Origin of the sequence: Rhodopseudomonas sp. BAL398 (assembly GCF_033001325.1) — a bacterium.
Lineage (GTDB): Bacteria > Pseudomonadota > Alphaproteobacteria > Rhizobiales > Xanthobacteraceae > JARJEH01.
This window is the reverse complement of record NZ_CP133111.1, coordinates 1021801-1044737: the sequence shown is the minus strand read 5'-3', so window position 1 is coordinate 1044737 and position 22937 is coordinate 1021801. Positions and strand designations below refer to the sequence as shown.

Sequence of the window (22937 nt, the reverse complement as noted above, 5' to 3'; positions counted from 1 at the left end):
GACCACCATCAACAAAACACGATTGCCTGCGCCAACTGACACAGCGCGATTGCTGGACAAAATCGTAAATGTCCGTCATGGGAATCTGAACGGATCACTGACATATTGGTGACCTATTCGAACCGCATCAGACCGGCACTGCGCCGTGACGGGCAACAATATCGGGGACATTATGCGACGACGGGTGCTCGAGTTCCAAAATGCGGCCTTGCGTTGTTTGGCCGCGCCTGGGCTGGCGCTGCTGATCGGCATCGGCGGGGCAATCGCCCAAAGCGGTGACCTTCGCGCCCAGGATCAGCCCAGCAAGCCGGCGACGAACAATAATACGGCCGCCCCGGCCGTCGATCCGCTCAAGGAAAGCCAGCGCAAGACCAACGAATTCGTCGAGGCCGCGCAGGCGATCAACGGGCCGGCCGGCAATCCCGAATGCGTCTGGCTGGGCCGGCGTGTGGTCGCGCTGATGTGGCGCGACGACCTCGACACCGCGTTCAGACACCTCAACCTTTACGACCGGTTTGGCTGCCCCGGCGGTCACGTTCAGGCGGCGTTCAGGTGCCTCGTGCGATTTGGAACAATCGACCCGAAGGCGCCGGATAGCCTGAGTGGGCGCGTTCATGCCTGCTGGATCAATCCGAATGCGCAGCCTCAAGAGGTGGCGGCCTCACCGGCTCCCTCCGGCGCAGCAAATGCGGCGCCGGCGGCGGCTCCGGCCTCACCTCCGGCGGCGAAATAGAATGGCCGCTGTGAAACGGAATTGACACGGTGCTGCTGAACACTGAAATTCGACGTGGCGGCATCTCGGCCGCTGCCGTCGAATTGCCGCAGCGGTAGTGTGAGTTTGGTCGGCCGCGGGTGTTCGGCCGATTTGTAATCCACGTGGCAGAGCGATGCTTGATTTGCCGCAGCCTTGGTCGGACCTCGGGGGCGGGTCCGCTTTCCCGCCGTGTTGGCCCTGTATGGTTTAGTCGCGATGCGCGCCGTCGTCGCCGTTCTGCTAGTCGTCGCTGCCGCTCACGCTGGCCTTTGGGGCATTTTGAGAGAGTCGCAGCAGGCTCCCGATTTCAAGGGCATCCTGCCCAGCGTGTCCTATGCGCCATTCGACGGCAGCGGCCATCCCGACGTCGATAACATCCCCAACGCCGACCGTATTCGCGCCGACATGAAGGTGCTGGCGCCGCTGACCCGCGCCATCCGGCTGTATTCGTCCACCGGCGGCGTCGAGATGGTGCCGCCGATCGCCAATGAAGTCGGGCTGAAGGTCACGGTCGGCGCCTGGATCGACAAGGACGACGATCGCAACGAACGCGAAATGCTGTCGGCGATCGATCTGGCCAAGCACAACAGCAACGTCAACGCCGTCGTGGTCGGCAACGAAACCATCTATCGCGGCGAGCAGAAGGTCGAGGACCTGATCAAGCTCATCCAGCGAGTTAAGAGCTCTGTCAATGTCCCCGTCACCACTGGCGAAATCTGGAACATCTGGCTCGATCATCCGGAATTGGCGTCGTCGGTGGATTTCATCGCCGCGCACATCCTGCCCTATTGGGAGGGGTTCTCCGACAAGAAGGCCGTGGATCAGGCGCTGATCATCTATCAGAAACTGCGCAACGCGTTTCCGGGCAAGCGCATCGTGATCGCCGAATTCGGCTGGCCGAGCGCGGGGTATAATCTGAAGAGCGCCACCCCCGGCCCGTTCGAGCAGGCGGTGACACTGCGCAATTTTGTCAATCGCGCCGAAGCGATCGGGATGGACTACAATATTGTCGAGGCGATCGATCAGCCCTGGAAGTTCTTCGAAGGCGGCGTCGGTCCCTATTGGGGTATCCTGAACGCCGCGCGCGAGCCGAAATTCGCCTGGACCGGGCCGGTCGTCGATGAGACCTATTGGAAACAGGCCGGCATCGCCTTGCTGGTCGGCATCCTCCTGTCGCTGCCGATCCTCCAACTGCTCTACCCCACGGCCATGCAGGCATTGCTGCTGTCCTCGGCGGCGCACGGCGTCGGCGCCTGGGTGGCAACCATCTTTGCCTATTGGACCGGGCATTACTTCGTGTTCGGGTCGGCCTTCGCGCTGACCCTCGGCCTGATCCTGCTGGTGCCGCTGGTTCTGATCGCGCTGGCGCGGGTCGAGGAGATCGCCGCGGTCGCGTTTGGCCGCAAGCCGCAGCGGCTGCTGGCCAAGCCCCCCGCGCCGCTGCTGCTCGCGCGAGCCTCCGGGACATCGGCCGAAACCGAGGCTGCAGCGGCCGTCAAGACGCCGAAAGTGTCGATCCACGTTCCGGCCTATTTCGAGCCGCCGGATATGCTGAAGCTGACGCTGGATGCGGTGGCACGGCTGGATTATCCGAATTTCGAATGCGTGGTGATCATCAACAACACCCCCGATCCGGAGTTCTGGCAGCCGATCCAGGATCATTGCCGCGAACTCGGCGAGCGCTTCAAATTCATCAACGCCGAAAAGGTCGAGGGCTTCAAGGCCGGCGCGCTGCGGATCGCGATGGATCGCACCGCCGCCGACGCCGAGATCATCGGGATCATCGACGCCGACTACATGGTCGAGCCGAACTGGCTGAAGGATCTGGTGCCGGCATTCGACGATCCGCGGGTCGGCCTGGTGCAGGCGCCGCAGGACCATCGCGACGGCGACCGGTCGTTGATGCATTACATCATGAACGGCGAATATGCCGGCTTCTTCGACATCGGCATGGTTCAGCGCAACGAATGCAACGCCATCATCGTGCATGGCACGATGTGCCTGATCCGCCGCGCCGCGATGGACATGGCCGGCGGCTGGGCCGGCGACACCATTTGCGAGGATAGCGATCTCGGACTCGAGATCATGGAGCACGGCTGGCTCACCCATTACACCAACCGCCGCTATGGCTATGGGCTGCTGCCCGACACCTATGAGGCGTTCAAGAAGCAGCGCCATCGCTGGGCTTACGGCGGCTTCCAGATCATCAAGAAGCATTGGCGGCGGTTTCTGCCCGGCGCCAGCCGGCTGTCGCAGGACCAGAAGCGCGAATTCGCGCTGGGCTGGCTGAACTGGCTTGGCGCCGAAAGCCTCGGCGTGGTGGTGGCGATCCTCAATCTGATCTGGGTGCCGATCGTAGCCTTCGCCGACATCGCGATTCCCGACAAGATCCTCACTTTTCCGATCATCGCTTCATTTGTGGTGTCGCTGATCCATTTCGTCGCGATGTACCGGCTGCGCGTGCCGGTGAAGATCCCGCAAATGCTGGGCGCGATGATCGCCGCGATGTCGGTGCAATGGACGGTGTCGCGTGCGGTGGCGCAGGGGCTGATCACCGAGCATCTGGCCTTCGCCCGCACCTCCAAGGGCGGTTTCTCGCTGATGTCGGTCGAGTTCCAGGCATTCTGGGAAGCGGTGATCGGCGTGCTGCTGCTGGCCGGCGCCGCGGTGCTGGTGGCCTCCAACAGCTTCAAGCAGGTCACCGAGATCTACATTTTCGCCGCGGTGCTGGTGCTGGAAAGCCTGCCATTCCTGTCGGCGGTCGCCATCGCCATCCTGGAAAATTCCCGGATCAATTCCTTCACCTTCTGGCGCAATACGAGCGTCCGCACCGCCGAGCTGATCGGGCTGCGGCGGGTGTCGCTGCCGGCCAAGATCCCCGCCCCGCAGCCGGTGGCGTCCGAGGTCCATCGCGACAAGATCAAGGTGGCCGGCTAGGGCCGCTTGTCCGGATCGACCCTGGGTTGATTGAGCGCACGAAATGTTTCGGCTAAATATCTGTGCAAATGAGCCAATCCGGCTTAAACCGGATTGCGGCACCCGCGCCCGCTATTGACCGCGGCGGGCCTGCCCCCTACACAGCGCGGCACGTGAGCGCGTAGCTCAGTCGGTAGAGCACGTGACTTTTAATCATGGGGTCGAGGGTTCGAATCCCTCCGCGCTCACCATGAATTTCCTTGCACCTCGCCTGATCGCGGACAGACCCGGCCCTTTCGGTGCGGTGCTGGCGCCAGATCCGCCATTGGGTCCAAGCCGCAGGCGCCAGTCGGCCGCATGCCGGGAAACCTATTGGCCGAGCCCGCAGCGCTGGCCGTCCATGCCCCGACCGGCGATTCTTCCGCCATGTACCAAAAGAGAGACAAGCAAACGGGCGAACCCGCTTAGGCTGCTCGCATAGATTGATTCGTTCACAAGCACGCCACCGAGGACATGCAATGAGCAGATTCCTGATCGGCAGTTTTGGCGCCCTTGCGCTGGTGACCTCGGCCGCCGCAGCCGACGTCGCCCCCTACGCCAAGGCTGCGCTGAGCGCACCGGTATATCGGTGGAGCGGTTTCTATCTGGGCGCCAATGGCGGCTGGGGGACCAGCCAGAAGTGCTGGGATTTCGTCAATACGGCCGGAACCTTCCTGGTCTCGGAAGGCTGCCACAATGCCAGCGGCGGCACTGCCGGCGGCCAGCTCGGCTATCGCTGGCAGGCCGCCAACCTGGTGTTCGGCATCGAAGCCCAGGGCAACTGGGCGGATTTCAACGGCAGCAACCAAAGCGTGCCGTTTCCGGCCGTCGTCAATGCCACCCGCGTCGAATCCTTCGGCACTTTCACCGGCCAGATCGGCAATGCCTGGGGCAACACCCTGCTCTACATCAAGGCCGGCGGCGCGGTAACCAACGATCGCTATCTGGGATACCTCACGGCGACCGGGACGCAGATCAGCGATACCGTGACGGACAATCGCTGGGGCGCCGTGGTCGGGGTCGGCCTGGAATATGGCTTTGCCGCAAACTGGTCGGTCGGCGTCGCCTATGATCACATGTTCATGCAGGACCGCCTGATCACCTTCACCAATGTCGGCACAGTCAAACCCTCCGGCGCCGCCTTTGCGAGCGACCGCATCCATCAGGACGTCGATCTGGTCACTATGCGGCTCAACTACCGCTGGGGCGGCTAATCGGTGTCACCGGGCGGTCCTGCGATCAATCCGGACGATAACCGGCAAGGTTACGCACGCAGGTAACTGACTGTGGACGCGGGTCCCCTGCCAGTGTTAGCGTCAAACCTGCCTTTTTGCCTGTTCATCCGCGGCTCTCTCGGCAGCGGCGTCAGCAAAGCCCATTCTCGCTGTCGAACAGGAATATCATGCGCATCACCCTGGTCGGCTCTCGCCATTTCGGAGCGACAACCCTCACCATGCTGCGCCAGCATGGCATCGACATCGTCAGGGTCGTGGTCACCGATCCCGAGGACCGGCTTGCCGTTGCGGCGCGGGCCGCCGGCGTCGAGGTGACGGTCCAGGCCAACCCGAAGCGCGTGGAGGCCTCGGAAATCGCCTCCGATACCGATCTGATCGTGACCGCCCACAGCCATGCAAGGATCAGCCGCGGCGCCTTGGCGGCCGCCCGGCTCGGCGGCATCGGCTATCACCCCTCACTGCTGCCACGTCACCGCGGCATCGCCGCGGTGGAATGGACCATCCGCGAAGGCGATCCGGTCACCGGCGGCACGATCTATCATCTGGCCGACCAGATGGACGCCGGCGCGATCGCCGCCCAGGAATGGTGCTTCGTCAAGAAGGGCGAAACCGCCCGCGAATTATGGGAGCGCGCCCTCGCTCCGCTCGGTCAGAAATTGCTGGCCCAGGTGATCGATTCGGCGAAGGAAAATGGCGAACTGCCGGCCCAGCCGCAGGATGAGCAATTCGCCACCAATGCGCCGAAACTGGCGGATTGAGCCGCAGCGCTAAGCCAATAAAGGAAATTTATGGAACATTGTCGATGGTAGCCCGTTGACACCGAGAGATATTTTGCTGCATTGCAACAAACTTCACACAGCAGACTTCGCATATCAGGGCGCCTTGTCGGGTGCCCATCCAATTCAGGGGATTTAATTGATGCGCTTGAACAGCCTTCGTCTGCTCGTCGCTTCCGTCGCGGCGGCTGGGATTCCGGTCGGTTCCGCGATGGCGGAGACGGCATTTGACGGGTTGTGGACAGTGACGGTCATTACCAAGGCCGGCAGCTGCGAGCCGTCGGCGCGCTATCCGCTGACGGTGACGGACGGCAAGATCACGGCGTCGGACGCCGAGGTCTCCGGCCGGGTCGGCCGCGCCGGCAACGTCCGGGTTACGATTCGCGGAACCTACGCGAATGGTCAGCTCAGCGGCAACACCGGGGCCGGCAAGTGGAACGGCGCCTCCGGCGGCATCCCCTGCAGCGGACGCTGGGAAGCCTCCCGCCAGTGATGGCCCTGCCCGGCGCGCGACCTGCGTCCAGCCGATTGGATCAGGATTTCTTCGGTTCGACCAACTGAGCCGCGGTCTGCTTGATGGTCTTGGCGATCAGCAGCGCCTGCTCCTTGTTGAAGGCGAAATCCTGAACGCCCTCATGAGTGGTCAGCGACAGCACCATCAGGTCGGGCTGGGCTTCGGGCCAGCCGGTGGCGAAGGCGGTGACGAAATTGGCCGAAGTGGATCGCTGCGTCATCGATGACATCCTTGCAATTGGTCGCCGGCTTGTTGGACCAAAGCCACCAGCGCCGCAAGGCCGGCTCTCCCGCATCGCATCAAATTGACCTCCGGAATTCGCTCAAGCCGTCCCGCCGCGGCGGTTGCCAAGCCGGTCGATCTCGCAGATAGAGCCTGTGAGCCCGTCTTGGCGCGTTCCGCGCTGTCACCCCTCACAGCGCGTTGCCATGACCCGAAAGCCTTCCACCACCAGGGCTGCGCTATGGATGGCAGGGTGGCTCACGCTGATGTTGATCGTGGCGATCGCCGGCCGCGAGACCACGCGCGAGCTGAACGTGTTCCAGATCATGGAACTGCGCTCCACCATCGGCTTCGTCATGCTATATCCGCTGGTTCATGCCGCCGGCGGCTTTGCCGCGATGCGGTCGGCGCGCGGCGCCCATCATGTCGCGCGCAATATCGTGCATTATGCGGCGCAGAGCTGCTGGTTCTTCGCGCTGACGATGATTCCCCTGGGCCAGGTGGTGTCGATCGAATTCACCATGCCGATCTGGATCGCGATCCTGGCGGTGACGTTCCTCGGCGAACATATGACCTTCTGGAAGGTCTGCGCGATCATACTCGGCCTGATCGGCGTGGTGGTGATCGTGCGTCCCGAAACCGGCACGGTCAATCCGGGACAGTTGATCGCGCTGGCCGGCGCCGTCGGCTTCGGCATTTCCATCACCTTGGTCAAATCGCTGACCCGGACCGACACCACGCTGACGATCATCTTCTGGATGCTGGTGATCCAGTCGGTCATCGGCTTCGCCCCGGCGCTGTATTTCTGGCACTGGCCGAGCGCCTATGCCTGGGGCTGGATCGTGGTGATCGCGTTCTGCGGCACCTTCTCGCATTACTGCATGGCGCGGGCGATGCTCTATGCCGATGCCACCGTGGTGGTGCCGATGGACTTCCTGCGGGTGCCGCTGACCGCCACCGCCGGCTGGCTGCTCTATGCCGAGCGGATCGATCTTTACACCGCGCTCGGCGCGGTGCTGATCCTGTCGGGCAATCTGCTGAACCTGAAGCGCGTGACGCCGGCCCGCACAGCAAGCTGAGCGCGGGCTACGACAGCCCTGCCGCCTTGCGCAGCGCCGCGTTGATCCGGTCCTGCCAGCCGGGGCCGTCCTCCTGGAAATGCTCCAGCACGTCCTGATCGATCCGCAGCGACACCTGCTCCTTGATGCCGGGGATCGCGGTCGGCTTCGGCGGCGCCTCGGGCTCCTTGGTGGTGGCTTTCTTGAACACGGCTTCGGCCTCGGTGCGGGCATCGTTCAGAGTACGCGGGCGGCGCGGCGGTTGGGACATGGATCTCTCTCAAGCAAGGGTGAAACGTCGGACTGAAACCGCAGACGTCCTGGCGCGGCCCCTCGACAGTGTGCGCTGCGGCAGGACGTCACGATTTCGCGACCTTCTATCATGCCGCGCCGCGCTCGTCGTGTTCGCATCGCACCATCAACGGTGCTGGCGAAACAAAGGCACGACGATTGCCGCGCCGCCGCCCGCGCCGCGAGTCAGTGCGGTCCGAAAGAGGCTGATATCAGCGGCTCTTGCATTGGAACCGGATGAGTTAGCAGCACGCTTGCGGCCGCTCACGATCAGTTCATCACCCGCTGCAATGCAGAATCGATTTTCTCAAAACGAACGCATTTATGTTGCGACTTCGTCAGAGTTCCGAGTGTATAGTTTGGGCAACTTGAATCTCAGAGGAGGTCACGATGCCAGCACTCGCTGAAGTCCTGTCGACCAATATGCCTCGTCCCGCGCCGCGTGGAAGTGAGCTGCCGACTTGCCCGGTTTGTGCTGACTCGATGGTTGCCGCAGAAGCATCCGCCTTCATGACCGATAGCGTCGTCAGCTATCTGTGGACCTGTGATACTTGCGGTTACGGATTCGTAACCAAGCATTCGATGAAGCGCATCGTCTGCAGCTGATCGCGCACAGACCGCCCACTTTGTGTTCGATGGATCGGGCCCACGCACGGTCGTCGCTTTGCACTCAGCTAACCCGGCTTGGTGAGCTAGCCACCTAACGAAATCGCTAGCCTGGGTTAGCTCCCAAGCGGGACAAGATTTGGCATCAAGCGCAGCCCCGCCTGGGCTGAACCTGCCGGCCCAAACGCCCGGAAGCCAAGACACCCGGCAGTCAAGCGTTTGACCGCTCATTCTCCTGAGCAGATGTCCGGGCCCGGCTTTATCGATCGGCCCGTCGCAGCAGATAGACGTCCATGATCCAGCCGTGCCGCTGGCGCGCCTCCTGCCGTATCGTTGCGATCTTGTCCTTGACCTCGTCGAGTGGTCCGGCGATCAGAATTTCGTCGGGGGTCCCGAGATGGGCGCCCCAGAAGATCTCCAGATTTGCATCGCGCAGCCGGGCAAAGGCCTGGGTGCCGTCCAGCATCACCACCACGCTGCCGGCGTCATCCGGAAACCCCTCCGCGAGCTTGCGCCCGGTGGTCAACAGCACGGGTTCACCGATCTGGTTCAACGTAATCCGGTGCTTGGCGGCCAGCACCTGCACGCTGCTGATGCCGGGGATCACCTCATAGTCCAGCGCCAGACCCTTGGCGCGCACCCGCTCGATGATCCGCAGCGTACTGTCGTAAAGCGCGGGATCGCCCCACACCAACAGGCCTCCGACCTGACCATCCGAAAGGCACGCCTCGAACCTTTGCTGATACAGATCGGCAAGCTCCGCATGCCATCGATCGACATCGTCCTGATAATTGCCCGATGACGCCCGCTGCGGCACGTCGATCGCGACCGTGCGATAATCCGCGCGCTCGACGAAACGCTCGCAGATCGCGCTGCGCAGGTTTCGCAACGCGGCCTTCTCGGCGCCCTTGTCGGGAACGAAGAAGACGTCGACCCGATTCAAGGCCTTGACCGCCTGGATCGTCAGAAAGTCAGGATCGCCGGCTCCGATGCCGATCACCAGAATTTTTCGCATCGATTGGCCGTTCTGCCGCCCCGGCGCGGCGATTGCCGCGGCTCCGCTCCGAAAGCGGCGAAGACAGAGCATGGTCGGTCGCCGCACGCAAGCGCAGCCGCGCTATCCGATCGTCGGACGCAGCGCGCCTTGCCGCGCGGTTGACAATGCAAGGCCGCCGCTCCACTCAGTGCGGCGATCGTCCCCTAACACCAATGTGGTCCCGACATGATCGATCGAACGCGATCATGAGCACCGTGTCCGCCTCGACCAAGATCGATGTGCTGGTGGTCGGTGGCGGCAGCGCGGCCTTGTGTGCCGCCATCGCGGCGCGACGCCACGGCGCCACGGTGCGCCTGGTCGAACACGCGCCGTTGAGCCTGCGCGGCGGCAACACCCGCCACGCCCGCAATTTCCGCCTGATGCATGACACCGCGCATTGCTACGTCCCGGACAGCTATGGCGAAGACGCGTTCATGAACGATCTTCACCGCGTCACAAGGGGCGCGACCGACGCGACGCTGGCGCGTGTGCTGATTCGCGGCTCAGCGACGATCGCTCCCTGGCTGCAGGCCAATGGCGTGGCATTGCAGGATCCAGGCTGCGGCGTGATGCCTTATTCGCAGCGCACCGCATTTTTTCTCGGTGGCGGCAAGACGATGATCAATGCGCTCTATGCCACAGCCGCCAGGATCGGCATCGAGATCTGCTATGACAGTGAGGTCGTGGCTTTGCCGACCAGCGATGGCCAAGGCGGGAACGTGGTGATCGATCGAGGCGGCATCACCGAACTGGTGAGCCCGAAGGCGCTCGTGCTGTGCTGCGGCGGCCATCAATCCGATCGCGCCTGGTTGCGCGACAGCTTCGGCGACGCCGCCGACGGGCTGGTGGTCCGCGGAACGCCCTATGCCACCGGACGGGTGCTGCGGATGCTTCTCGATGCCGGCGCCAGGCCGGTCGGCGATCCGTCGCAAGGCCACATCGTTGCGGTCGATGCCCGCGGTCCGCCGGTCGACGGCGGCATCGTCACCCGCATCACCGCGATCCCTTCCGGCATCGTGGTCGACCGCAACGCTCAGCGCTTCCACGACGAGGGCGAGGACGCGCGCAAGACGCATTATGCCCGCTGGGGCGAGCGGATCGCGCAATGCCCCGGCCAGATCGCCTATCTGATTATGGACGCCCATGGCCGGGCGCGGGCGCTGCCGACAGCGCTGCCGCCGATCGAGGCCGATTCCATCGCGGCGCTGGCGGTCAAGCTCGGGCTCGACCCGGCAGCGCTGGAAGCCACGACGCGCGGCTTCAACGCCGCGATCGCCGGCGGCGAATTAATCCAACGGCGCACCGCACAGTTGGCGCCGGCGAAATCGCATGGCGCGGTCGCGCTCGCGGTGCCGCCCTTCGCGGCCTACCCGATGCGACCGGGCCTGACCTTCACCCATTTCGGCGTCGCCGTCGATCCGCAGATGCGGGTGATCAAATCCGACGGCAGCCGTTTCGAGAACATCTTCGCGGCCGGCATGATCATGGCGGCGAATGTGCTCGGCCGCGGCTATCTGGCCGGCCTCGGCGTCACATTGTCGGCGGTGTTCGGACGCCTCGCCGGCGAGGAGGCCGCGCGTCATGCCGCCCGATGACCTGGAAGCCGAGCGGGTGCTGCGAATCTGCACCGCCTGCATGTATTGCGACGGCTTGTGCGCGGTGTTTCCGGCGATCGCCGGCAAGCATGATTTCGCGCCCAACGACCTCACCTATCTGGCCAATCTGTGCCACAACTGCCGTGGCTGCTGGTACGCCTGCCAATACGCGCCGCCGCATCATTTCGCGATCAACCTGCCGAACACGCTGGCCGAATTGCGCCAGCGCTCCTATGCCGACTACGCTTGGCCGCGCTGGCTGGGTCGTGGCTTTGGCGCCAATGCCCGCGTGGTCGCCGCCATCGTCGGCGGCATCACCGCGTCGATGCTGATCGCCACGCTGCTGCTGGTGCCGGCCAATGTGCTGTTTGCCGCCCATCACGGCCCGGGCGCATTCTATCGGGTGGTGCCGTGGCCGATCATGGCCGGGGCCGCCGCGGCGACGCTGCTGTCGGCGATGCTGGCGATCGGCATCAGCGCGGCAAGCTATTGGCGCGCGATCACCCCCCGCGCCGGGACCAAGGCCATCTTGCGCGCGCTGTATCCCGCGGTGCTGGATATCGTAACGCTGCGCAATCTCGGCGGCGGCGGCCCCGGTTGCAACGACGCCGACGAGAAATTCTCCCAGCAACGCCGATGGTTTCACCACGTGATGGTGGCGGGCTTCGCGTTCAGCCTCGCCGCGACGCTGATCGCGGCATTCTATCATCACGTCTACGCCGTCGCGGCGCCCTACTCCTTGACCAGCCTGCCGGTGCTGGCCGGTGGCATCGGTGGGGTGACGATGCTGATCGGGATCGGCGGGCTGTTGCTGCTGGAACGGCGCGCCGACCGCGCCCTCTCCGCCGCCGCCGAGATTCGGCTTAACATCGTGTTCCTGGTCCTGCTCGCTTTGGTGGCCGGGAGCGGCCTTGCGGTGCTGGCGCTGCGCGAGACCGCGGCGATGGGGCTGGTGCTGACGCTGCATCTGGGCATCGTGATCGGCTTCTTCGCCATCCTGCCGGTCAGCAAGGCGGTCCACGGGTTGTATCGATCGCTGGCGCTGCTACGCGCCGCGATCGAGCGCGCGCGCCCGCGACGCAGCGGCGACGAGTGACATCGGTGCAGCCGCAGGACCATCGGGCGCAAGCCGCGGCCGATCGCGCCGTGTGGAGGATTGACTTCCCGGCGTTTCCGTCAGATTGAACCCGCAGCCGATGGTGCCTTGTCTGCGGACAGGGCGAAAAGGGAATACCGGGTGTCAGGATACGGCAAGTTGCCGGATCCGGACCAAGCCGGAGCTGCCCCCGCAACTGTGAGCGGAAAGCCTGCACCGAAAACCACTGGGTCTCGACCTGGGAAGGTGGTGCCGGCGATGACCCGCAAGCCAGGAAACCTGCCGTCGCCTGCTTTGTTCGCCATTCCGGGCGGGGTGTTTCGGAGTGAAGACGTTGGTCGATCGGAGTGCAGGTCCGCTCGCCGCATGTCTGGGTCTCGCGCTTTGCGCGGCCCATCCGGCGACGAGGCTTGCCTATGGATCACTGCGATCAACACGCGCCTGGCCAGGCGCCAGCGGCCAACTTAGTCGAGCGAACGGTCTCGCCGCGGCCCGGCCTCGAGCAATCCGCCGCCGAACTCGTGGTGCTGTCCTTTGCCGACGATGACCTCGCCGCTTTCGCGGCAGCATCGCGCGCGGCTGATGGCTTGCCGCGCCTGCATCTGGCCAATCTGCGCGATCTCGTCGATCCGCATGCGCGCGAGCCGCTGATCGCGACCACGCTGGCGCAGGCCCGCGGAATTCTGATCCGGCTGGGCGGCGGCCTGCCCTGGCCTGACGCCGTCGCGCGGGTCGCCGCGATGGCCGCCGCCAAGGGCATCGCGCTGGCGATCGTTCCGGGCGATGGCCAGGTCGATCCGCAATGCGACGCGGCCTCCAACCTGCCGCCCTCGACGCTGCGCCGGTTGAAAGCCCTGTGCGACAAGCCCGGTCCGGACTCAGCCCGCGCGGCGCTGGTCCAGCTGGCATTGGCCTCCGGTCTGCGAGCAGCGCCGCTCACCCACGCCACGCTGCCGCCCAGCATCGCCCCGACACCGACCCATTCCGAGGCCGCCTCATGAGCTACGTCTACGAGAAAAACGGCGCCGCGATCTACGCGCGCTCCTTCGCCATCATCCGCGCCGAGGCCAGGCTCGACCGCTTCGATGCCGCCGACGAGAAAGTCGCGGTCCGGATCATCCACGCCAGCGGCATGGTCGAGGTCGCCGACGACATCGTCTTCACCGGGGGCTTCAGTGTGGCCGCGGCGCATGCGTTGCGCGCCGGCGCGCCGATCCTGTGCGACGCCCAGATGGTCGCCAACGGCATCACCCGGGCGCGGTTGCCGGCCGATAACGAGGTGATCTGCACATTGAGCGATCCGCGCATTCCAGCACTGGCGGCGCGGCTTGGCACCACGCGGACCGCCGCGGCGATCGAATTGTGGCGCGACCGACTGGCCGGCGCCGTGGTGGTGATCGGCAACGCGCCGACCGCCCTGTTCCGGCTGCTGGAGATCCTGCAGGAGCCGGGCGTGGCCCCGCCGGCCGCGGTGATCGGCATTCCGGTCGGCTTCGTCGGCGCCGCCGAATCCAAGGACGCGCTGCTCGACTACGCCCTGGTGCCGAGCGTGATCGTGCGCGGACGGCGCGGCGGCAGCGCGATGGCGGCCGCCGCCGTCAACGCTGTGGCGAGTGACATCGAATGAGCCGCGCCGCGACGATCTATGGCGTCGGGCTCGGCCCCGGCGATCCCGAGCTGATGAGCGTCAAGGCGGCGCGGCTGATCGGCCAAGCCCGCGTCATCGCGCATTTCCGCAAACCCGGCCGCGCCGGCAATGCTCGTAGTTTGGTGGAAGGCATGCTCGCGCCCGGTGTGGTCGAGGAAGCGATGGAATATCCGGTCACCACCGAAATCGCGGTCGATGACCCCGCCTATAATGCCTGCCTACGCGATTTCTACAACGGCTGCGTCAAACGGCTTCTCGGTCATGTCGACGACGGCCGCGACGTCGCGGTGCTGTGCGAGGGCGATCCGTTTCTCTATGGCTCGTTCATGCATCTGCACAGCCGGCTCAAAGGCCAAGCCAAGGTCGTGGTGGTGCCGGGGATTTCCGGGATGTCGGGCTGCTGGACCGCCAGCGACATGCCGATCACCTTCGGCGACGACGTGTTGAGCGTGGTGCCGGCAACGCTCGACGAGGCCAGCTTGCGCGAACGCTTCGCTGGTGTAGATGCGCTGGTGGTGATGAAGCTCGGCCGCAATCTGCCGAAAGTGCGCCGCGCGCTGGATCATGCCGGGCTCACCGAGCGCGCGGTCTATGTCGAGCGTGGCACCATGGCCGAGCAGAAGGTGATGCGGCTGGCCGACAAGACCGACGACGAGGCGCCCTACTTCTCGGTGATCCTGGTCCATGGCCAAGGACGACGGCCATGAGCGGATCGCTGATCATCGCTGGCCTCGGGCCCGGCGCCGCCGATCTTGTGACCCCGGAAGTCACCGCCGCGCTGGCCCAGGCCACCGATCTGATCGGCTACGCGCCCTATGTGGCCCGCGTCGCCGAGCGGCCCGGCCTCACCCGTCACGGCTCCGACAATCGTCAAGAGCTCGACCGCGCCGGGCACGCGCTGCGGCTGGCCGCGCAAGGCAGGCGCGTCGTCGTGGTGTCGTCGGGCGATCCCGGCGTATTCGCGATGGCGGCGGCGGTGTTCGAAGCGGTCGATGCCGGCGATCCGTCATGGCGCGAGCTTGATATCAGAGTATTGCCCGGCATCAGCGCGATGTTCGCGGCCGCAGCGCGGATCGGCGCGCCGCTCGGCCACGATTTCTGTGCGATCAATCTGTCGGATAATCTGAAGCCGTGGCAGCTGGTGGAGCGTCGGCTGCGGCTGGCGGCCCAGGCCGATTTCGTCATCGCGCTGTATAACCCGCTGTCGAAGGCGCGGCCATGGCAGCTCGGCCGTGCGCTCGACTTGCTGCGCGGGGAATTGCCAGGCCACGTGCCGGTGATCTTCGCCAGCGCCATCAGCGACGCCAGGGAGGCGATCGACACTGTATCGCTCGCTGAGGCGGCGGCAGAGCGCGCCGACATGCGCACGCTGGTGATGATCGGATCAACCCAGACCAGGCTGATCGAACGCGGCAACGGCAAGCCGTTCGTCTACACGCCGCGTTCCGTTGGAGTGGCATCGTGACCGAGCCAGCGCAGCACCGCGGCGACGGAATCGACCACCTCGCGCGCCGGAACGTAAGGTCGCCGCACCATCACCACCGGCAGAGCCAGATCGCGCGCGGCCTCGATCTTGGCCGAGGCGGCATCGCCGCCGGCATTTTTCGCGACGATGAGATCAGCGCGAAACTCTGTCAGCATGGCGCGATCGGCGGCGCGCGCGAACGGCCCGCGCGCCACGATCACTTCGGCATTGGGCAGCGGCAGCGGCGCGAGCGGCGTATCGACCAGCCGCACCAGATAAGCGTGCTGCGGATGCGCGGCGAAGATGTTCAGATGCATCCGGCCGATGCCGAGAAAAACCCGGCGCGGCGCGGCGCCGATTGCGACGGCTGCGGCATCGAGATCGTCAACCTCGATCCAGCGATCGCCGCTTTGGCGCTGCCATGGCGCCCGCTCGAGCGCCAGCAGCGGCACCCCCGCCCGCTCGCAGGCAGCGACCGCATGCGCGCTCATCTGCGCCGCGAACGGATGGGTGGCATCGACGACGCGGCCGATCCGCTGCGCACGCAGATAGTCGGTGAGCCCGGCGACGCCGCCGAAGCCGCCGACGCGCCAAGCGATCGGCGGCGGCGTCGGATTGTCGGTGCGCCCCGCATAGGACAGCACGGCATCGATACCGGGCGCGCCGGCCAATGCCTGCGCCAGCCGGTTGGCGTCGGCGGTGCCGCCGAGGATCAGAACGCGGCGCTGGTTGCTCGAACAGGATGTCATGATGCCGAGCGATGACATGCAACCACCCTGGCTGTCCATGATCGGAATCGGTGAGGACGGGCTCGACGGGCTGTCGGCGGCAGCGCGCGGCCTCCTCGGCGACGCCGAACTGATCGTCGGCGGAGCGCGGCATCTGGCGCTGGTCGCGGCGCTCGGCAAGCCGACGCTGAGATGGGAGAGTCCTTTCGCCGCCTCCTTGCCGAAGCTGCTGGCGCAGCGCGGCCGCCGGGTGGCGGCGCTGTGCTCGGGCGATCCGTTCTGGTACGGCGCCGGCGCGGTGATCGCCGAGGCGGTACCGGATACGGAAACCTGCGCAATTCCGGCGCCGTCGACCTTCGCCTGGGCCGCGGCGCGGCTGCGCTGGCGGCTCGAGGACGCCGTCACGCTGGGGCTGCACGCCCGTCCGATCGCCTTGCTGCGCCCGCATCTGCGCAGCGGCGCAAGGCTGATCCTGCTGGCGCGCGATGGCGCCGCGCCGGCGCAGATTGCGGCCTATCTCGCGGGCCTGGGATTTGGCCCGTCGCGGCTGACCATTCTCGAAGCGCTGGGCGGCCCGCGCGAGCGAATGCGCACGATTTCGGCCGACGCCTTTGCGTTCGACGATATCCGCACGCCGGTGGCGCTGGCCATCGAGGCGATCGCCGTGCCCGGCGCGATCATCATCCCGCGCATCGCCGGCCTGCCCGACGCCCTGTTTCAGCACGACGGCCAACTGACCAAGCGCGAGATCCGCGCGGTGACGCTGTCGACGCTGGCGCCACGCGGCGGCGAATTGCTGTGGGATATCGGCGCCGGCTCCGGCGCGATCGGAATCGAATGGCTGCTGGCGGATCCGGCCAATCGGGCGATCGGCATCGAGCCGCGCGACGATCGCCTCGCCAATGCCCGGGCCAATGCCCTCGCGCTTGGCGTGCCGCATCTCGATCTCCGGCTTGGCAGCGCGCCGCAAGCGCTGAAAGACCTGCCGATTCCGGATGCGATCTTCGTCGGCGGCGGCGCCAGCCGCGACGGCGTGCTCGATGCGGTGTGGCAGGCGCTGCCGACCGGCGGGCGGCTGGTGGTCAATGCGGTGACGCTTGAGACCGAAGCCGAGCTGATCGCGCGGCAGGCGCGCCACGGCGGCAGCCTGCTGCGGTTGTCGGTGGAGCGCGCCGCCCCGGTCGGCGGCATGAGCGGCTGGCGCGCGGCGATGCCGGTGGTGCAATGGAGCGTCACCAAATGAGCCGCCTGATCATTGGATTGGGATTTCGCGATCAGGCCAGCGCGCAGGCGATCGGCGAAGCGCTGCACGCCGCCATCGCGCAGACCGGCGGCACCGTCACAGCGATTGCGGTGCCTGCGGACAAAGCCGCCCACGCCGGGCTGCGCGCCGTCGCCAGCGCCGCCAATCTGCCGATCGAACCGGTGACGGCCGCAGCTATGCAAAGCGCCGCCGCGGATGGAGCGACCCGCTCACCAACCATCCAACGCCATCGCGGCGTCGGCAGCGTCTGCGAGGCGGCAGCACTCGCGGCGGCCGGCGCAGGCGCCCGGCTCGTCGTTGCCCGCCTGGTGTCGGAGGATCGCACCGCGACTGCCGCCGCCGCCATCAACGAGGACTTGTCATGACCATCCACTTCATCGGCGCCGGCCCCGGCGCGCCGGACCTGATCACGGTGCGCGGGCAAGATCTGGTGGCGCGCTGCCCGGTCTGCCTGTTCGCCGGCTCGCTGGTGCCGCGCGAGATCGTGGCACTGTGCCCGCCTGGCGCCCGCGTGATCGACACCGCGCCGCTCGACCTCGACGCCATCATCGCCGAATGCGTCGCGGCCGACGCCGCCGGGCTCGACGTGGCGCGGCTGCATTCCGGCGATCTGTCGATCTGGAGCGCGATGGGCGAACAGCTCCGACGCCTCGACGCGCTCGGCATTCCCTACACCGTCACCCCCGGGGTGCCGTCCTTCGCCGCCGCCGCCGCCGTGCTCGGCCGCGAACTCACTTTGCCCGGTGTGGCGCAGACCGTGGTGCTGACGCGCACCTCCGGCCGCGCCTCGGCGATGCCGCCGCGCGAGAATCTTGCCGCCTATGCGGCCACCGGCGCGACGCTGGCGATCCATCTGTCGATCCACGTCCTCGCCGAGGTGGTGACGACGCTGCTGCCGCATTACGGCGCCGACGGCGCGGTCGCCGTGGTGGTGCGCGCCAGCTGGCCGGACCAGGTCGTGATCCGCGCGACGCTGGCGACCATCACCGCCAAGGTCGCTGACGCCGCGATCGAGCGCACCGCGCTGATCCTGGTCGGGCCGGCGCTGGCGGCGGAGGATTTTGCCGACAGCGCGCTCTATGCGGCGGATTACGATCGCCGGTTTCGGCCGAATTCACAGACGGGTGTGGTCCATGAGTAATCCCGATGGTGGTCCGATCGGCAGCATCGCCCTGGTCGGAGCCGGCCCTGGCGACATCGACCTGTTGACGTTGCGGGCGGTGGAGCGGCTGCGCGCCGCCGACGTGATCCTGTATGACGATCTGGCCGGCGATGCGCTGTTGTCATTCGCGCGCGCCGATGCCGAATTGATCGCGGTCGGCAAGCGCGCCGGGCATCCCTCGCCGAAGCAGAGCGAACTGAACCGGCTGATGATCGGTTACGCCCAGCTCGGCAAGCGCGTGGTCCGGGTCAAGGCCGGTGATCCGGCGATCTTCGCCCGCGCCGACGAGGAGATCTGCGCCGCACGCGACGCCGGCGTGCCGATCGAGATCGTGCCCGGCATCACCACCGCGTCGGCGGCGGCGGCCTATCTCGGCGCCTCGCTGACCAAACGTTCGGTGGCCCGCAGGGTGCAGATGGTCACCGGCCACGATGTCGGCGGCGCGCTGCCGGCCGACCTCGACATCGCGGCGCTGGCCGATCCCGGCGCCACGACCTGCGTGTTCATGGGCAAGGCCACCTTCCCGGCGCTGGCCGAAAAGTTGATGGCGCGCGGGCTGTCGCCGCAGACATCGACCGTCGTAGTGGAAAGCCTCGGCACCGCCACGCCGAAGGTGATCGCAGGCTCATTGCGCGAGATCGCCGCGCGGCTGGCCGCGGAGAAACCCCACGGTCCCTGCCTGATCCTCTACGGCGCCGCAATGGCCGACGCCGAACGGCGCTGGGCCTGAGCCGCCAATCCAATCGACGCCGGCCCTGCCCGGCGCGCGACGAAACGCTGCCAGTGCCGGCGATCAGGCGACCTCGTCGGCGCGCCTCCATGCCGGAAACGGGTCGAACAAATTCGCCCAGCCCGCGACGTCCATGCCGGGCTTGCCCGGCACCATGCACGAATCAAGCCGGCGCCGCAGATCGGCCTCGTCCATGCCGGTGCCGATGAAGACGATCTCCTGGCGGCGGTCGCCATAGATATCGTTCCAGTTCTTCTTCAGGGATTGCCGCCAGAACGGATCGTCGGGCCAGCGCTCGGCGGGAATGTTGGCCCACCAGAACCCCATGCCTTCGCTGCGCACGATGGCGCCGGCCTGGCTGAGTTCGCCGACCCATTGCGGCCGCGTCGCCAACCAGAAATGTCCCTTGCTGCGGATCACGCCGGGCCAGGTCTCGCGCAGGAATTGCTGGAATTTGACCGGATCGAACGGGCGCCGCGCGCGATAGACGAAATTGGTCACGCCGTATTCGAGGGTCTCCGGCTGGTGATCCGCAAAGCCGTATAGTTCCTTGTACCAGAGCGGGTGCTGCTGGGCTTTCTCGAAATCAAAGCGGCCGGTGTCGAGCACGCGGTCGAACGGCACCCGAGCGAAATCGGTTTCGATGAGATCGGCATCGGGATTGAGAGCCCTGATGATTTTCCGCGCGCTATCGCGCTGCATCGCGGTGGCGTCGCCCATTTTGTTGAGCACGACGACGTCGGCGAATTCGATCTGCTCGACCAACAGATCGACCAATGTGCGCTTGTCGTCGTCCAGCGATTCGCCACGATCCCGCAGGAAGTCCGTGGAAGAATAATCCTTCAACAGATTCACGGCGTCGACCACCGTTACCATAGTATCGAGCCGCGCCACGTCGGACAGGCTGTCGCCGTTCTCATCGCGGAAATCGAACGTCGCGGCGACCGGCAGCGGCTCGGCGATGCCGGTCGATTCGATCAGCAAATAATCGAAGCGTCGAGAATCCGCGAGGCCGCGAACCTCCTTCAACAGGTCGTCGCGCAAGGTGCAGCAGATGCAGCCATTGCTCATTTCGACCAGCTTTTCATCGGTCCGCGACAGGTTCGCGCCACCGTCGCGAACCAGGTCGGCGTCGATGTTGACCTCGCTCATGTCGTTGACGATCACCGCGACTTTCAAGCCGTGGCGGTTGTTCAGCACATGGTTCAGCAAGGTCGTCTTCCCCGCGCCGAGGAAACCGGAAAGAACCGTAACGGGAAGTTTTTGCATGGTTCAGCAGCCTGTTGAGGAGAGTGGATGTAACGTTATAACATTACATCATCAGCTGCAACCTGGACCCGGCTGGCAAATCGCTGCCGCGCGTGATTGTGATCGCGCGGGGATAACGCACAAAGGCCCGCAAGCGCAGCAGCGTCCTGCCTGCGGCCCGCGCTGACTGGTCACGGGGCAATATCTCGCCGACCGTTCTCGATGGGTGCAAGATCAGAAGCCGTGACCGGCGCCGGGCGACCGATCGCCCGCCGAGTGCGCGGCCGCCCGCGGTCTGTGCCTAGATCGCGCAGCCTATCGGGGAGCGATATCGCCCCGCGCCCAATCGGCGCGGGTTTGTGCTCGGAATTCGGGAAACACGCCCTTGGCGATGGCGTCACGGATCTCGCTCATCAGCTGCTGATAGTAAGCGATGTTGATTTCCGATAGCAGCATCGCCCCCAGCGTCTCGCCCGACTTCACCAGATGATGCAGATAGGCGCGCGAACAGTCGCGCGTCGACGGCCAGGCGCTGGCCTCGTCGAGCGGCCTCGGATCGTCGGCGTGGCGCGCATTGCTCAGATTGACCGGCCCGAACCGCGTGAACGCCATGCCATGGCGGCCGTTGCGGGTCGGCATCACGCAGTCGAACATGTCGATGCCGCGCGCCACCGCTTCGAGAATGTCCTGCGGCGTGCCGACGCCCATCAGGTAGCGCGGCCGGTCCTGCGGCAGCAGCGGCGCCGTCGCTTCGATCATCGCCAGCATCACCTCCTGCGGCTCGCCGACCGCCAACCCGCCGATCGCATAGCCGTGGAAGCCGATCTCGATCAGGCCGCGCGCGCTTTGCTGGCGCAGCTGCGGCACGTCGCCGCCCTGCACGATTCCGAACAGCATGTGGCCCTCGGGCGCGGTCTCGAAGGCGCGCTTGCAGCGCTGCGCCCAGCGCAGCGACAGCTGCATCGCGCGGTCGATGTCGTCGCGCTCCGCCGGCAGCCGCACGCATTCGTCGAGCTGCATCGCGATGTCGCTGCCGAGCAGCAGCTGCACCGCGATGGCGCGCTCCGGCGTCAGATCGATCGCGGCGCCGTCGATATGCGAGCGGAATTTGACGCCGCTTTCGGTGACCTTGCGCAGCTGCGCCAGCGACATCACCTGGAAGCCGCCGGAATCGGTCAGCATCGGCCCGTTCCAGCCGGTGAATTTCTGCAGGCCCCCGAGCCCGGCGATCCGCTCCGCCCCCGGCCGCAGCATCAGATGATAGGTGTTGCCGAGCACGATATCGGCGCCGGCGTCGCGCACCTCGCGCCAGTGCAGGCCCTTCATCGCCCCCAGCGTCCCCACCGGCATGAAGGCCGGCGTGCGCACCACGCCATGCGGCGTGGTCAGCCGGCCGATCCGGGCGTCGTGATCGGTTCCCAGCAGCTCGAAGTGATTCGGCACGCTCATCGGTCAGTGTCCCGGAACAACAGGCAGGCATCGCCATAGGAATAGAACCGATAGCCGCCGGCGATGGCGTGCGCATAGGCCTGCTGCATGGTGTCGAGCCCGCTGAACGCCGACACCAGCATGAACAGCGTCGAGCGCGGCAGGTGGAAATTGGTCATCAGCATGTCGACGGCGCGGAAGCGATAGCCCGGGCTGATGAAGATCGCGGTGTGATCGGCGAAGGGCTCGATCCGGCCATCCTCGCGCGCGGCGCTTTCCAAGAGCCGCAGCGAGGTGGTGCCCACCGCGACGATGCGCCCGCCTTTGGCGCGCGCCGCATTCAGCGCGGCCGCGGTGGCGGCGCTGATCGTGCCCCATTCGGCATGCATCTTGTGCTCGGCAGTGTCGTCGGTCTTCACCGGCAGGAAGGTGCCGGCGCCGACATGCAGCGTCACGCGATGCAGCGTCACGCCGCGTGCGGCCAAGGCGGCGTCCAGCGCCGGGGTGAAATGCAGCCCGGCGGTCGGCGCCGCCACCGCGCCCTCATGGGCGGCGAACATGGTCTGGTAGTCGGCCAGGTCGCGCTCGTCCGGCGCGCGCTTGGATGCGATATAGGGCGGCAGCGGCGTGGCGCCCAGTTCGGCGATCGCCTGATCCAGCATCGGGCCGTGCAAGGTGAACGCCAGCGTGATCTCGCCGGCCTCGCCCTTGGCCTCGACGCGGGCGTCGAGTTCGCCGAGCAGGCAGACCCGGCCCTCATGACCGAAGCGCACGACGTCACCCGGCTCGAGCTTCTTGGCCGGCCTGACCAGCGCCTGCCAGCGCGCCCCATCGAGCCGCTTGATCAGCGTCGCCTCGATCTTCGGCTCGGTGTCGCGGCTGATCCGGCGGCCGCTCAATTGCGCCGCGATCACCTTGGTATCGTTGACCACCAGCTGGTCGCCGGGCTGCAGCAATTGCGTCAGATCGCTGACGACGCGGTCCTGCAGCGGCGCGCCGGGGCGCACCACCAGCAGCTTTGCGGAATCGCGCGGGCTCGCCGGCCGCAGCGCGATGCTGGCGGCCGGCAGGTCAAAGTCGAAAAGATCGGTGCGCATCAGGCCGCCCCCAAGGCGCCCCTCGTCCT

General features: G+C 66.2%; 24 protein-coding genes, 1 tRNA gene and 1 riboswitch. Of the genes, 18 read left to right on the top strand and 7 right to left on the bottom strand.

From position 1 onward, the window contains the following. Positions 1 to 172 precede the first annotated feature (172 nt). From RBJ75_RS04910 to RBJ75_RS04885, 6 genes are all read left to right on the top strand, one after another. Positions 173 to 733 (top strand): hypothetical protein, encoded by a 561-nt coding sequence (locus tag RBJ75_RS04910; RefSeq protein ID WP_044407499.1) that lies wholly within the window; start codon positions 173 to 175, stop codon positions 731 to 733. A gap of 237 nt (positions 734 to 970) precedes the next feature. Beyond that, the gene (locus RBJ75_RS04905) at positions 971 to 3691 is read left to right on the top strand and encodes a glycosyltransferase (RefSeq protein WP_044407475.1); all 2721 of its coding nucleotides are present in this window, start codon (positions 971 to 973) and stop codon (positions 3689 to 3691) included. Positions 3692 to 3845: 154 nt separating this feature from the next. Beyond that, a tRNA-Lys gene (locus tag RBJ75_RS04900) sits at positions 3846 to 3921 on the top strand. 267 nt (positions 3922 to 4188) lie between these two features. Next, positions 4189 to 4923 (top strand): outer membrane protein, encoded by a 735-nt coding sequence (locus tag RBJ75_RS04895; protein WP_044407478.1) that lies wholly within the window; start codon positions 4189 to 4191, stop codon positions 4921 to 4923. Positions 4924 to 5111: 188 nt separating this feature from the next. Continuing rightward, on the top strand, positions 5112 to 5702 hold the full coding sequence (locus RBJ75_RS04890) for a formyltransferase family protein (protein WP_044407481.1): 591 nt from the start codon (positions 5112 to 5114) through the stop codon (positions 5700 to 5702). 229 nt (positions 5703 to 5931) lie between these two features. Beyond that, positions 5932 to 6213, top strand: a complete 282-nt coding sequence (locus tag RBJ75_RS04885) for a hypothetical protein (protein WP_411194517.1) — start codon at positions 5932 to 5934, stop codon at positions 6211 to 6213. Positions 6214 to 6253: 40 nt separating this feature from the next. On the opposite strand, the gene RBJ75_RS04880 is transcribed toward RBJ75_RS04885, so the two are convergent. Then, the gene (locus RBJ75_RS04880; protein WP_044407504.1) at positions 6254 to 6454 is read right to left on the bottom strand and encodes a hypothetical protein; all 201 of its coding nucleotides are present in this window, start codon (positions 6452 to 6454) and stop codon (positions 6254 to 6256) included. Between the two features lie 208 nt (positions 6455 to 6662). Between RBJ75_RS04880 and RBJ75_RS04875 the strand changes: the two genes are divergently transcribed. Continuing rightward, positions 6663 to 7535 carry a DMT family transporter gene (locus RBJ75_RS04875; protein WP_044407484.1) on the top strand — a complete coding sequence of 291 codons (873 nt, stop codon included), beginning with the start codon at positions 6663 to 6665 and terminating at the stop codon, positions 7533 to 7535. A gap of 7 nt (positions 7536 to 7542) precedes the next feature. Here RBJ75_RS04875 and RBJ75_RS04870 read toward each other — a convergent pair whose 3' ends face one another. Beyond that, positions 7543 to 7785 (bottom strand): BrnA antitoxin family protein, encoded by a 243-nt coding sequence (locus RBJ75_RS04870; protein WP_044407487.1) that lies wholly within the window; start codon positions 7783 to 7785, stop codon positions 7543 to 7545. Positions 7786 to 8195: 410 nt separating this feature from the next. On the opposite strand from RBJ75_RS04870, the gene RBJ75_RS04865 reads away from it, so the two are divergent. Then, the gene (locus tag RBJ75_RS04865; protein WP_080900921.1) at positions 8196 to 8411 is read left to right on the top strand and encodes a hypothetical protein; all 216 of its coding nucleotides are present in this window, start codon (positions 8196 to 8198) and stop codon (positions 8409 to 8411) included. 259 nt (positions 8412 to 8670) lie between these two features. Here the strand turns inward: RBJ75_RS04865 and cobF are convergent, their stop codons facing one another. Continuing rightward, positions 8671 to 9426 (bottom strand): precorrin-6A synthase (deacetylating), encoded by a 756-nt coding sequence (gene cobF / locus RBJ75_RS04860; RefSeq protein ID WP_044407506.1) that lies wholly within the window; start codon positions 9424 to 9426, stop codon positions 8671 to 8673. A gap of 227 nt (positions 9427 to 9653) precedes the next feature. Between cobF and tcuA the strand changes: the two genes are divergently transcribed. The 6 genes from tcuA to cobJ all read left to right on the top strand — a co-directional run bounded on the left by tcuA (position 9654) and on the right by cobJ (position 15251). After that, on the top strand, positions 9654 to 11042 hold the full coding sequence (gene tcuA / locus RBJ75_RS04855; protein ID WP_044407490.1) for an FAD-dependent tricarballylate dehydrogenase TcuA: 1389 nt from the start codon (positions 9654 to 9656) through the stop codon (positions 11040 to 11042). Beyond that, entirely contained in the window at positions 11029 to 12138 is a 1110-nt protein-coding gene (tcuB, locus tag RBJ75_RS04850) for a tricarballylate utilization 4Fe-4S protein TcuB (protein WP_276157003.1), read from the top strand. The genes tcuA and tcuB overlap by 14 nt, the downstream gene beginning before the upstream one ends. 84 nt (positions 12139 to 12222) lie before the next feature. Beyond that, a riboswitch (cobalamin riboswitch) is annotated at positions 12223 to 12440 on the top strand. A gap of 114 nt (positions 12441 to 12554) precedes the next feature. Then, positions 12555 to 13139, top strand: coding sequence for a hypothetical protein (locus RBJ75_RS04845; protein ID WP_044418164.1), 585 nt, complete (start codon positions 12555 to 12557; stop codon positions 13137 to 13139). After that, entirely contained in the window at positions 13136 to 13765 is a 630-nt protein-coding gene (locus RBJ75_RS04840) for a precorrin-8X methylmutase (protein ID WP_044418162.1), read from the top strand. Before RBJ75_RS04845 ends, RBJ75_RS04840 begins: the two co-directional genes overlap by 4 nt. Continuing rightward, positions 13762 to 14493 (top strand): precorrin-2 C(20)-methyltransferase, encoded by a 732-nt coding sequence (locus RBJ75_RS04835; RefSeq protein ID WP_044418160.1) that lies wholly within the window; start codon positions 13762 to 13764, stop codon positions 14491 to 14493. The genes RBJ75_RS04840 and RBJ75_RS04835 overlap by 4 nt, the downstream gene beginning before the upstream one ends. Beyond that, positions 14490 to 15251 carry a precorrin-3B C(17)-methyltransferase gene (gene cobJ / locus RBJ75_RS04830; RefSeq protein WP_044418158.1) on the top strand — a complete coding sequence of 254 codons (762 nt, stop codon included), beginning with the start codon at positions 14490 to 14492 and terminating at the stop codon, positions 15249 to 15251. The genes RBJ75_RS04835 and cobJ overlap by 4 nt, the downstream gene beginning before the upstream one ends. Here cobJ and RBJ75_RS04825 read toward each other — a convergent pair. Further along, positions 15218 to 16018 (bottom strand): cobalt-precorrin-6A reductase, encoded by an 801-nt coding sequence (locus RBJ75_RS04825; RefSeq protein ID WP_234707531.1) that lies wholly within the window; start codon positions 16016 to 16018, stop codon positions 15218 to 15220. The genes cobJ and RBJ75_RS04825 overlap by 34 nt on opposite strands. Here RBJ75_RS04825 and RBJ75_RS04820 point away from each other — a divergent pair. The 4 genes from RBJ75_RS04820 to cobA are packed head-to-tail and all read left to right on the top strand — an operon-like array spanning position 15999 to position 19135. Beyond that, positions 15999 to 17222, top strand: a complete 1224-nt coding sequence (locus RBJ75_RS04820; protein WP_044418152.1) for a bifunctional cobalt-precorrin-7 (C(5))-methyltransferase/cobalt-precorrin-6B (C(15))-methyltransferase — start codon at positions 15999 to 16001, stop codon at positions 17220 to 17222. The genes RBJ75_RS04825 and RBJ75_RS04820 overlap by 20 nt on opposite strands. Continuing rightward, the gene (locus RBJ75_RS04815; RefSeq protein WP_044418150.1) at positions 17219 to 17608 is read left to right on the top strand and encodes a cobalamin biosynthesis protein; all 390 of its coding nucleotides are present in this window, start codon (positions 17219 to 17221) and stop codon (positions 17606 to 17608) included. The genes RBJ75_RS04820 and RBJ75_RS04815 overlap by 4 nt, the downstream gene beginning before the upstream one ends. Further along, complete coding sequence (cobM, locus tag RBJ75_RS04810) at positions 17605 to 18384, top strand: precorrin-4 C(11)-methyltransferase (protein WP_044418148.1); 780 nt, start codon at positions 17605 to 17607, stop codon at positions 18382 to 18384. The genes RBJ75_RS04815 and cobM overlap by 4 nt, the downstream gene beginning before the upstream one ends. Continuing rightward, on the top strand, positions 18377 to 19135 hold the full coding sequence (gene cobA, locus RBJ75_RS04805; protein WP_044418146.1) for a uroporphyrinogen-III C-methyltransferase: 759 nt from the start codon (positions 18377 to 18379) through the stop codon (positions 19133 to 19135). The genes cobM and cobA overlap by 8 nt, the downstream gene beginning before the upstream one ends. Before the next feature lie 63 nt (positions 19136 to 19198). On the opposite strand, the gene zigA is transcribed toward cobA, so the two are convergent. The 3 genes from zigA to queA form a co-directional block, all read right to left on the bottom strand. Continuing rightward, positions 19199 to 20404, bottom strand: a complete 1206-nt coding sequence (zigA, locus tag RBJ75_RS04800) for a zinc metallochaperone GTPase ZigA (protein ID WP_044418144.1) — start codon at positions 20402 to 20404, stop codon at positions 19199 to 19201. 294 nt (positions 20405 to 20698) lie between these two features. Further along, a complete protein-coding gene (gene tgt / locus RBJ75_RS04795) occupies positions 20699 to 21832 on the bottom strand; it encodes a tRNA guanosine(34) transglycosylase Tgt (protein ID WP_044418142.1) in 1134 nt (377 codons plus the stop codon). Next, on the bottom strand, positions 21829 to 22908 hold the full coding sequence (gene queA / locus RBJ75_RS04790) for a tRNA preQ1(34) S-adenosylmethionine ribosyltransferase-isomerase QueA (protein ID WP_044418140.1): 1080 nt from the start codon (positions 22906 to 22908) through the stop codon (positions 21829 to 21831). The genes tgt and queA overlap by 4 nt, the downstream gene beginning before the upstream one ends. Positions 22909 to 22937: the final 29 nt, after the last annotated feature.

What these genes read in the sequence shown, in the direction of transcription:
- RBJ75_RS04910 (WP_044407499.1), top strand. Translation starts at nt 173, where the DNA reads ATGCGACGACGGGTGCTCGAGTTCCAAAATGCGGCCTTGCGTTGTTTG.
- RBJ75_RS04905 (WP_044407475.1), top strand. Translation starts at nt 971, where the DNA reads ATGCGCGCCGTCGTCGCCGTTCTGCTAGTCGTCGCTGCCGCTCACGCT.
- RBJ75_RS04895 (WP_044407478.1), top strand. Translation starts at nt 4,189, where the DNA reads ATGAGCAGATTCCTGATCGGCAGTTTTGGCGCCCTTGCGCTGGTGACC.
- RBJ75_RS04890 (WP_044407481.1), top strand. Translation starts at nt 5,112, where the DNA reads ATGCGCATCACCCTGGTCGGCTCTCGCCATTTCGGAGCGACAACCCTC.
- RBJ75_RS04885 (WP_411194517.1), top strand. Translation starts at nt 5,932, where the DNA reads ATGGCGGAGACGGCATTTGACGGGTTGTGGACAGTGACGGTCATTACC.
- RBJ75_RS04880 (WP_044407504.1), bottom strand. Translation starts at nt 6,454, where the DNA reads ATGACGCAGCGATCCACTTCGGCCAATTTCGTCACCGCCTTCGCCACC.
- RBJ75_RS04875 (WP_044407484.1), top strand. Translation starts at nt 6,663, where the DNA reads ATGACCCGAAAGCCTTCCACCACCAGGGCTGCGCTATGGATGGCAGGG.
- RBJ75_RS04870 (WP_044407487.1), bottom strand. Translation starts at nt 7,785, where the DNA reads ATGTCCCAACCGCCGCGCCGCCCGCGTACTCTGAACGATGCCCGCACC.
- RBJ75_RS04865 (WP_080900921.1), top strand. Translation starts at nt 8,196, where the DNA reads ATGCCAGCACTCGCTGAAGTCCTGTCGACCAATATGCCTCGTCCCGCG.
- cobF (WP_044407506.1), bottom strand. Translation starts at nt 9,426, where the DNA reads ATGCGAAAAATTCTGGTGATCGGCATCGGAGCCGGCGATCCTGACTTT.
- tcuA (WP_044407490.1), top strand. Translation starts at nt 9,654, where the DNA reads ATGAGCACCGTGTCCGCCTCGACCAAGATCGATGTGCTGGTGGTCGGT.
- tcuB (WP_276157003.1), top strand. Translation starts at nt 11,029, where the DNA reads ATGCCGCCCGATGACCTGGAAGCCGAGCGGGTGCTGCGAATCTGCACC.
- RBJ75_RS04845 (WP_044418164.1), top strand. Translation starts at nt 12,555, where the DNA reads ATGGATCACTGCGATCAACACGCGCCTGGCCAGGCGCCAGCGGCCAAC.
- RBJ75_RS04840 (WP_044418162.1), top strand. Translation starts at nt 13,136, where the DNA reads ATGAGCTACGTCTACGAGAAAAACGGCGCCGCGATCTACGCGCGCTCC.
- RBJ75_RS04835 (WP_044418160.1), top strand. Translation starts at nt 13,762, where the DNA reads ATGAGCCGCGCCGCGACGATCTATGGCGTCGGGCTCGGCCCCGGCGAT.
- cobJ (WP_044418158.1), top strand. Translation starts at nt 14,490, where the DNA reads ATGAGCGGATCGCTGATCATCGCTGGCCTCGGGCCCGGCGCCGCCGAT.
- RBJ75_RS04820 (WP_044418152.1), top strand. Translation starts at nt 15,999, where the DNA reads ATGATGCCGAGCGATGACATGCAACCACCCTGGCTGTCCATGATCGGA.
- RBJ75_RS04825 (WP_234707531.1), bottom strand. Translation starts at nt 16,018, where the DNA reads ATGTCATCGCTCGGCATCATGACATCCTGTTCGAGCAACCAGCGCCGC.
- RBJ75_RS04815 (WP_044418150.1), top strand. Translation starts at nt 17,219, where the DNA reads ATGAGCCGCCTGATCATTGGATTGGGATTTCGCGATCAGGCCAGCGCG.
- cobM (WP_044418148.1), top strand. Translation starts at nt 17,605, where the DNA reads ATGACCATCCACTTCATCGGCGCCGGCCCCGGCGCGCCGGACCTGATC.
- cobA (WP_044418146.1), top strand. Translation starts at nt 18,377, where the DNA reads ATGAGTAATCCCGATGGTGGTCCGATCGGCAGCATCGCCCTGGTCGGA.
- zigA (WP_044418144.1), bottom strand. Translation starts at nt 20,404, where the DNA reads ATGCAAAAACTTCCCGTTACGGTTCTTTCCGGTTTCCTCGGCGCGGGG.
- tgt (WP_044418142.1), bottom strand. Translation starts at nt 21,832, where the DNA reads ATGAGCGTGCCGAATCACTTCGAGCTGCTGGGAACCGATCACGACGCC.
- queA (WP_044418140.1), bottom strand. Translation starts at nt 22,908, where the DNA reads ATGCGCACCGATCTTTTCGACTTTGACCTGCCGGCCGCCAGCATCGCG.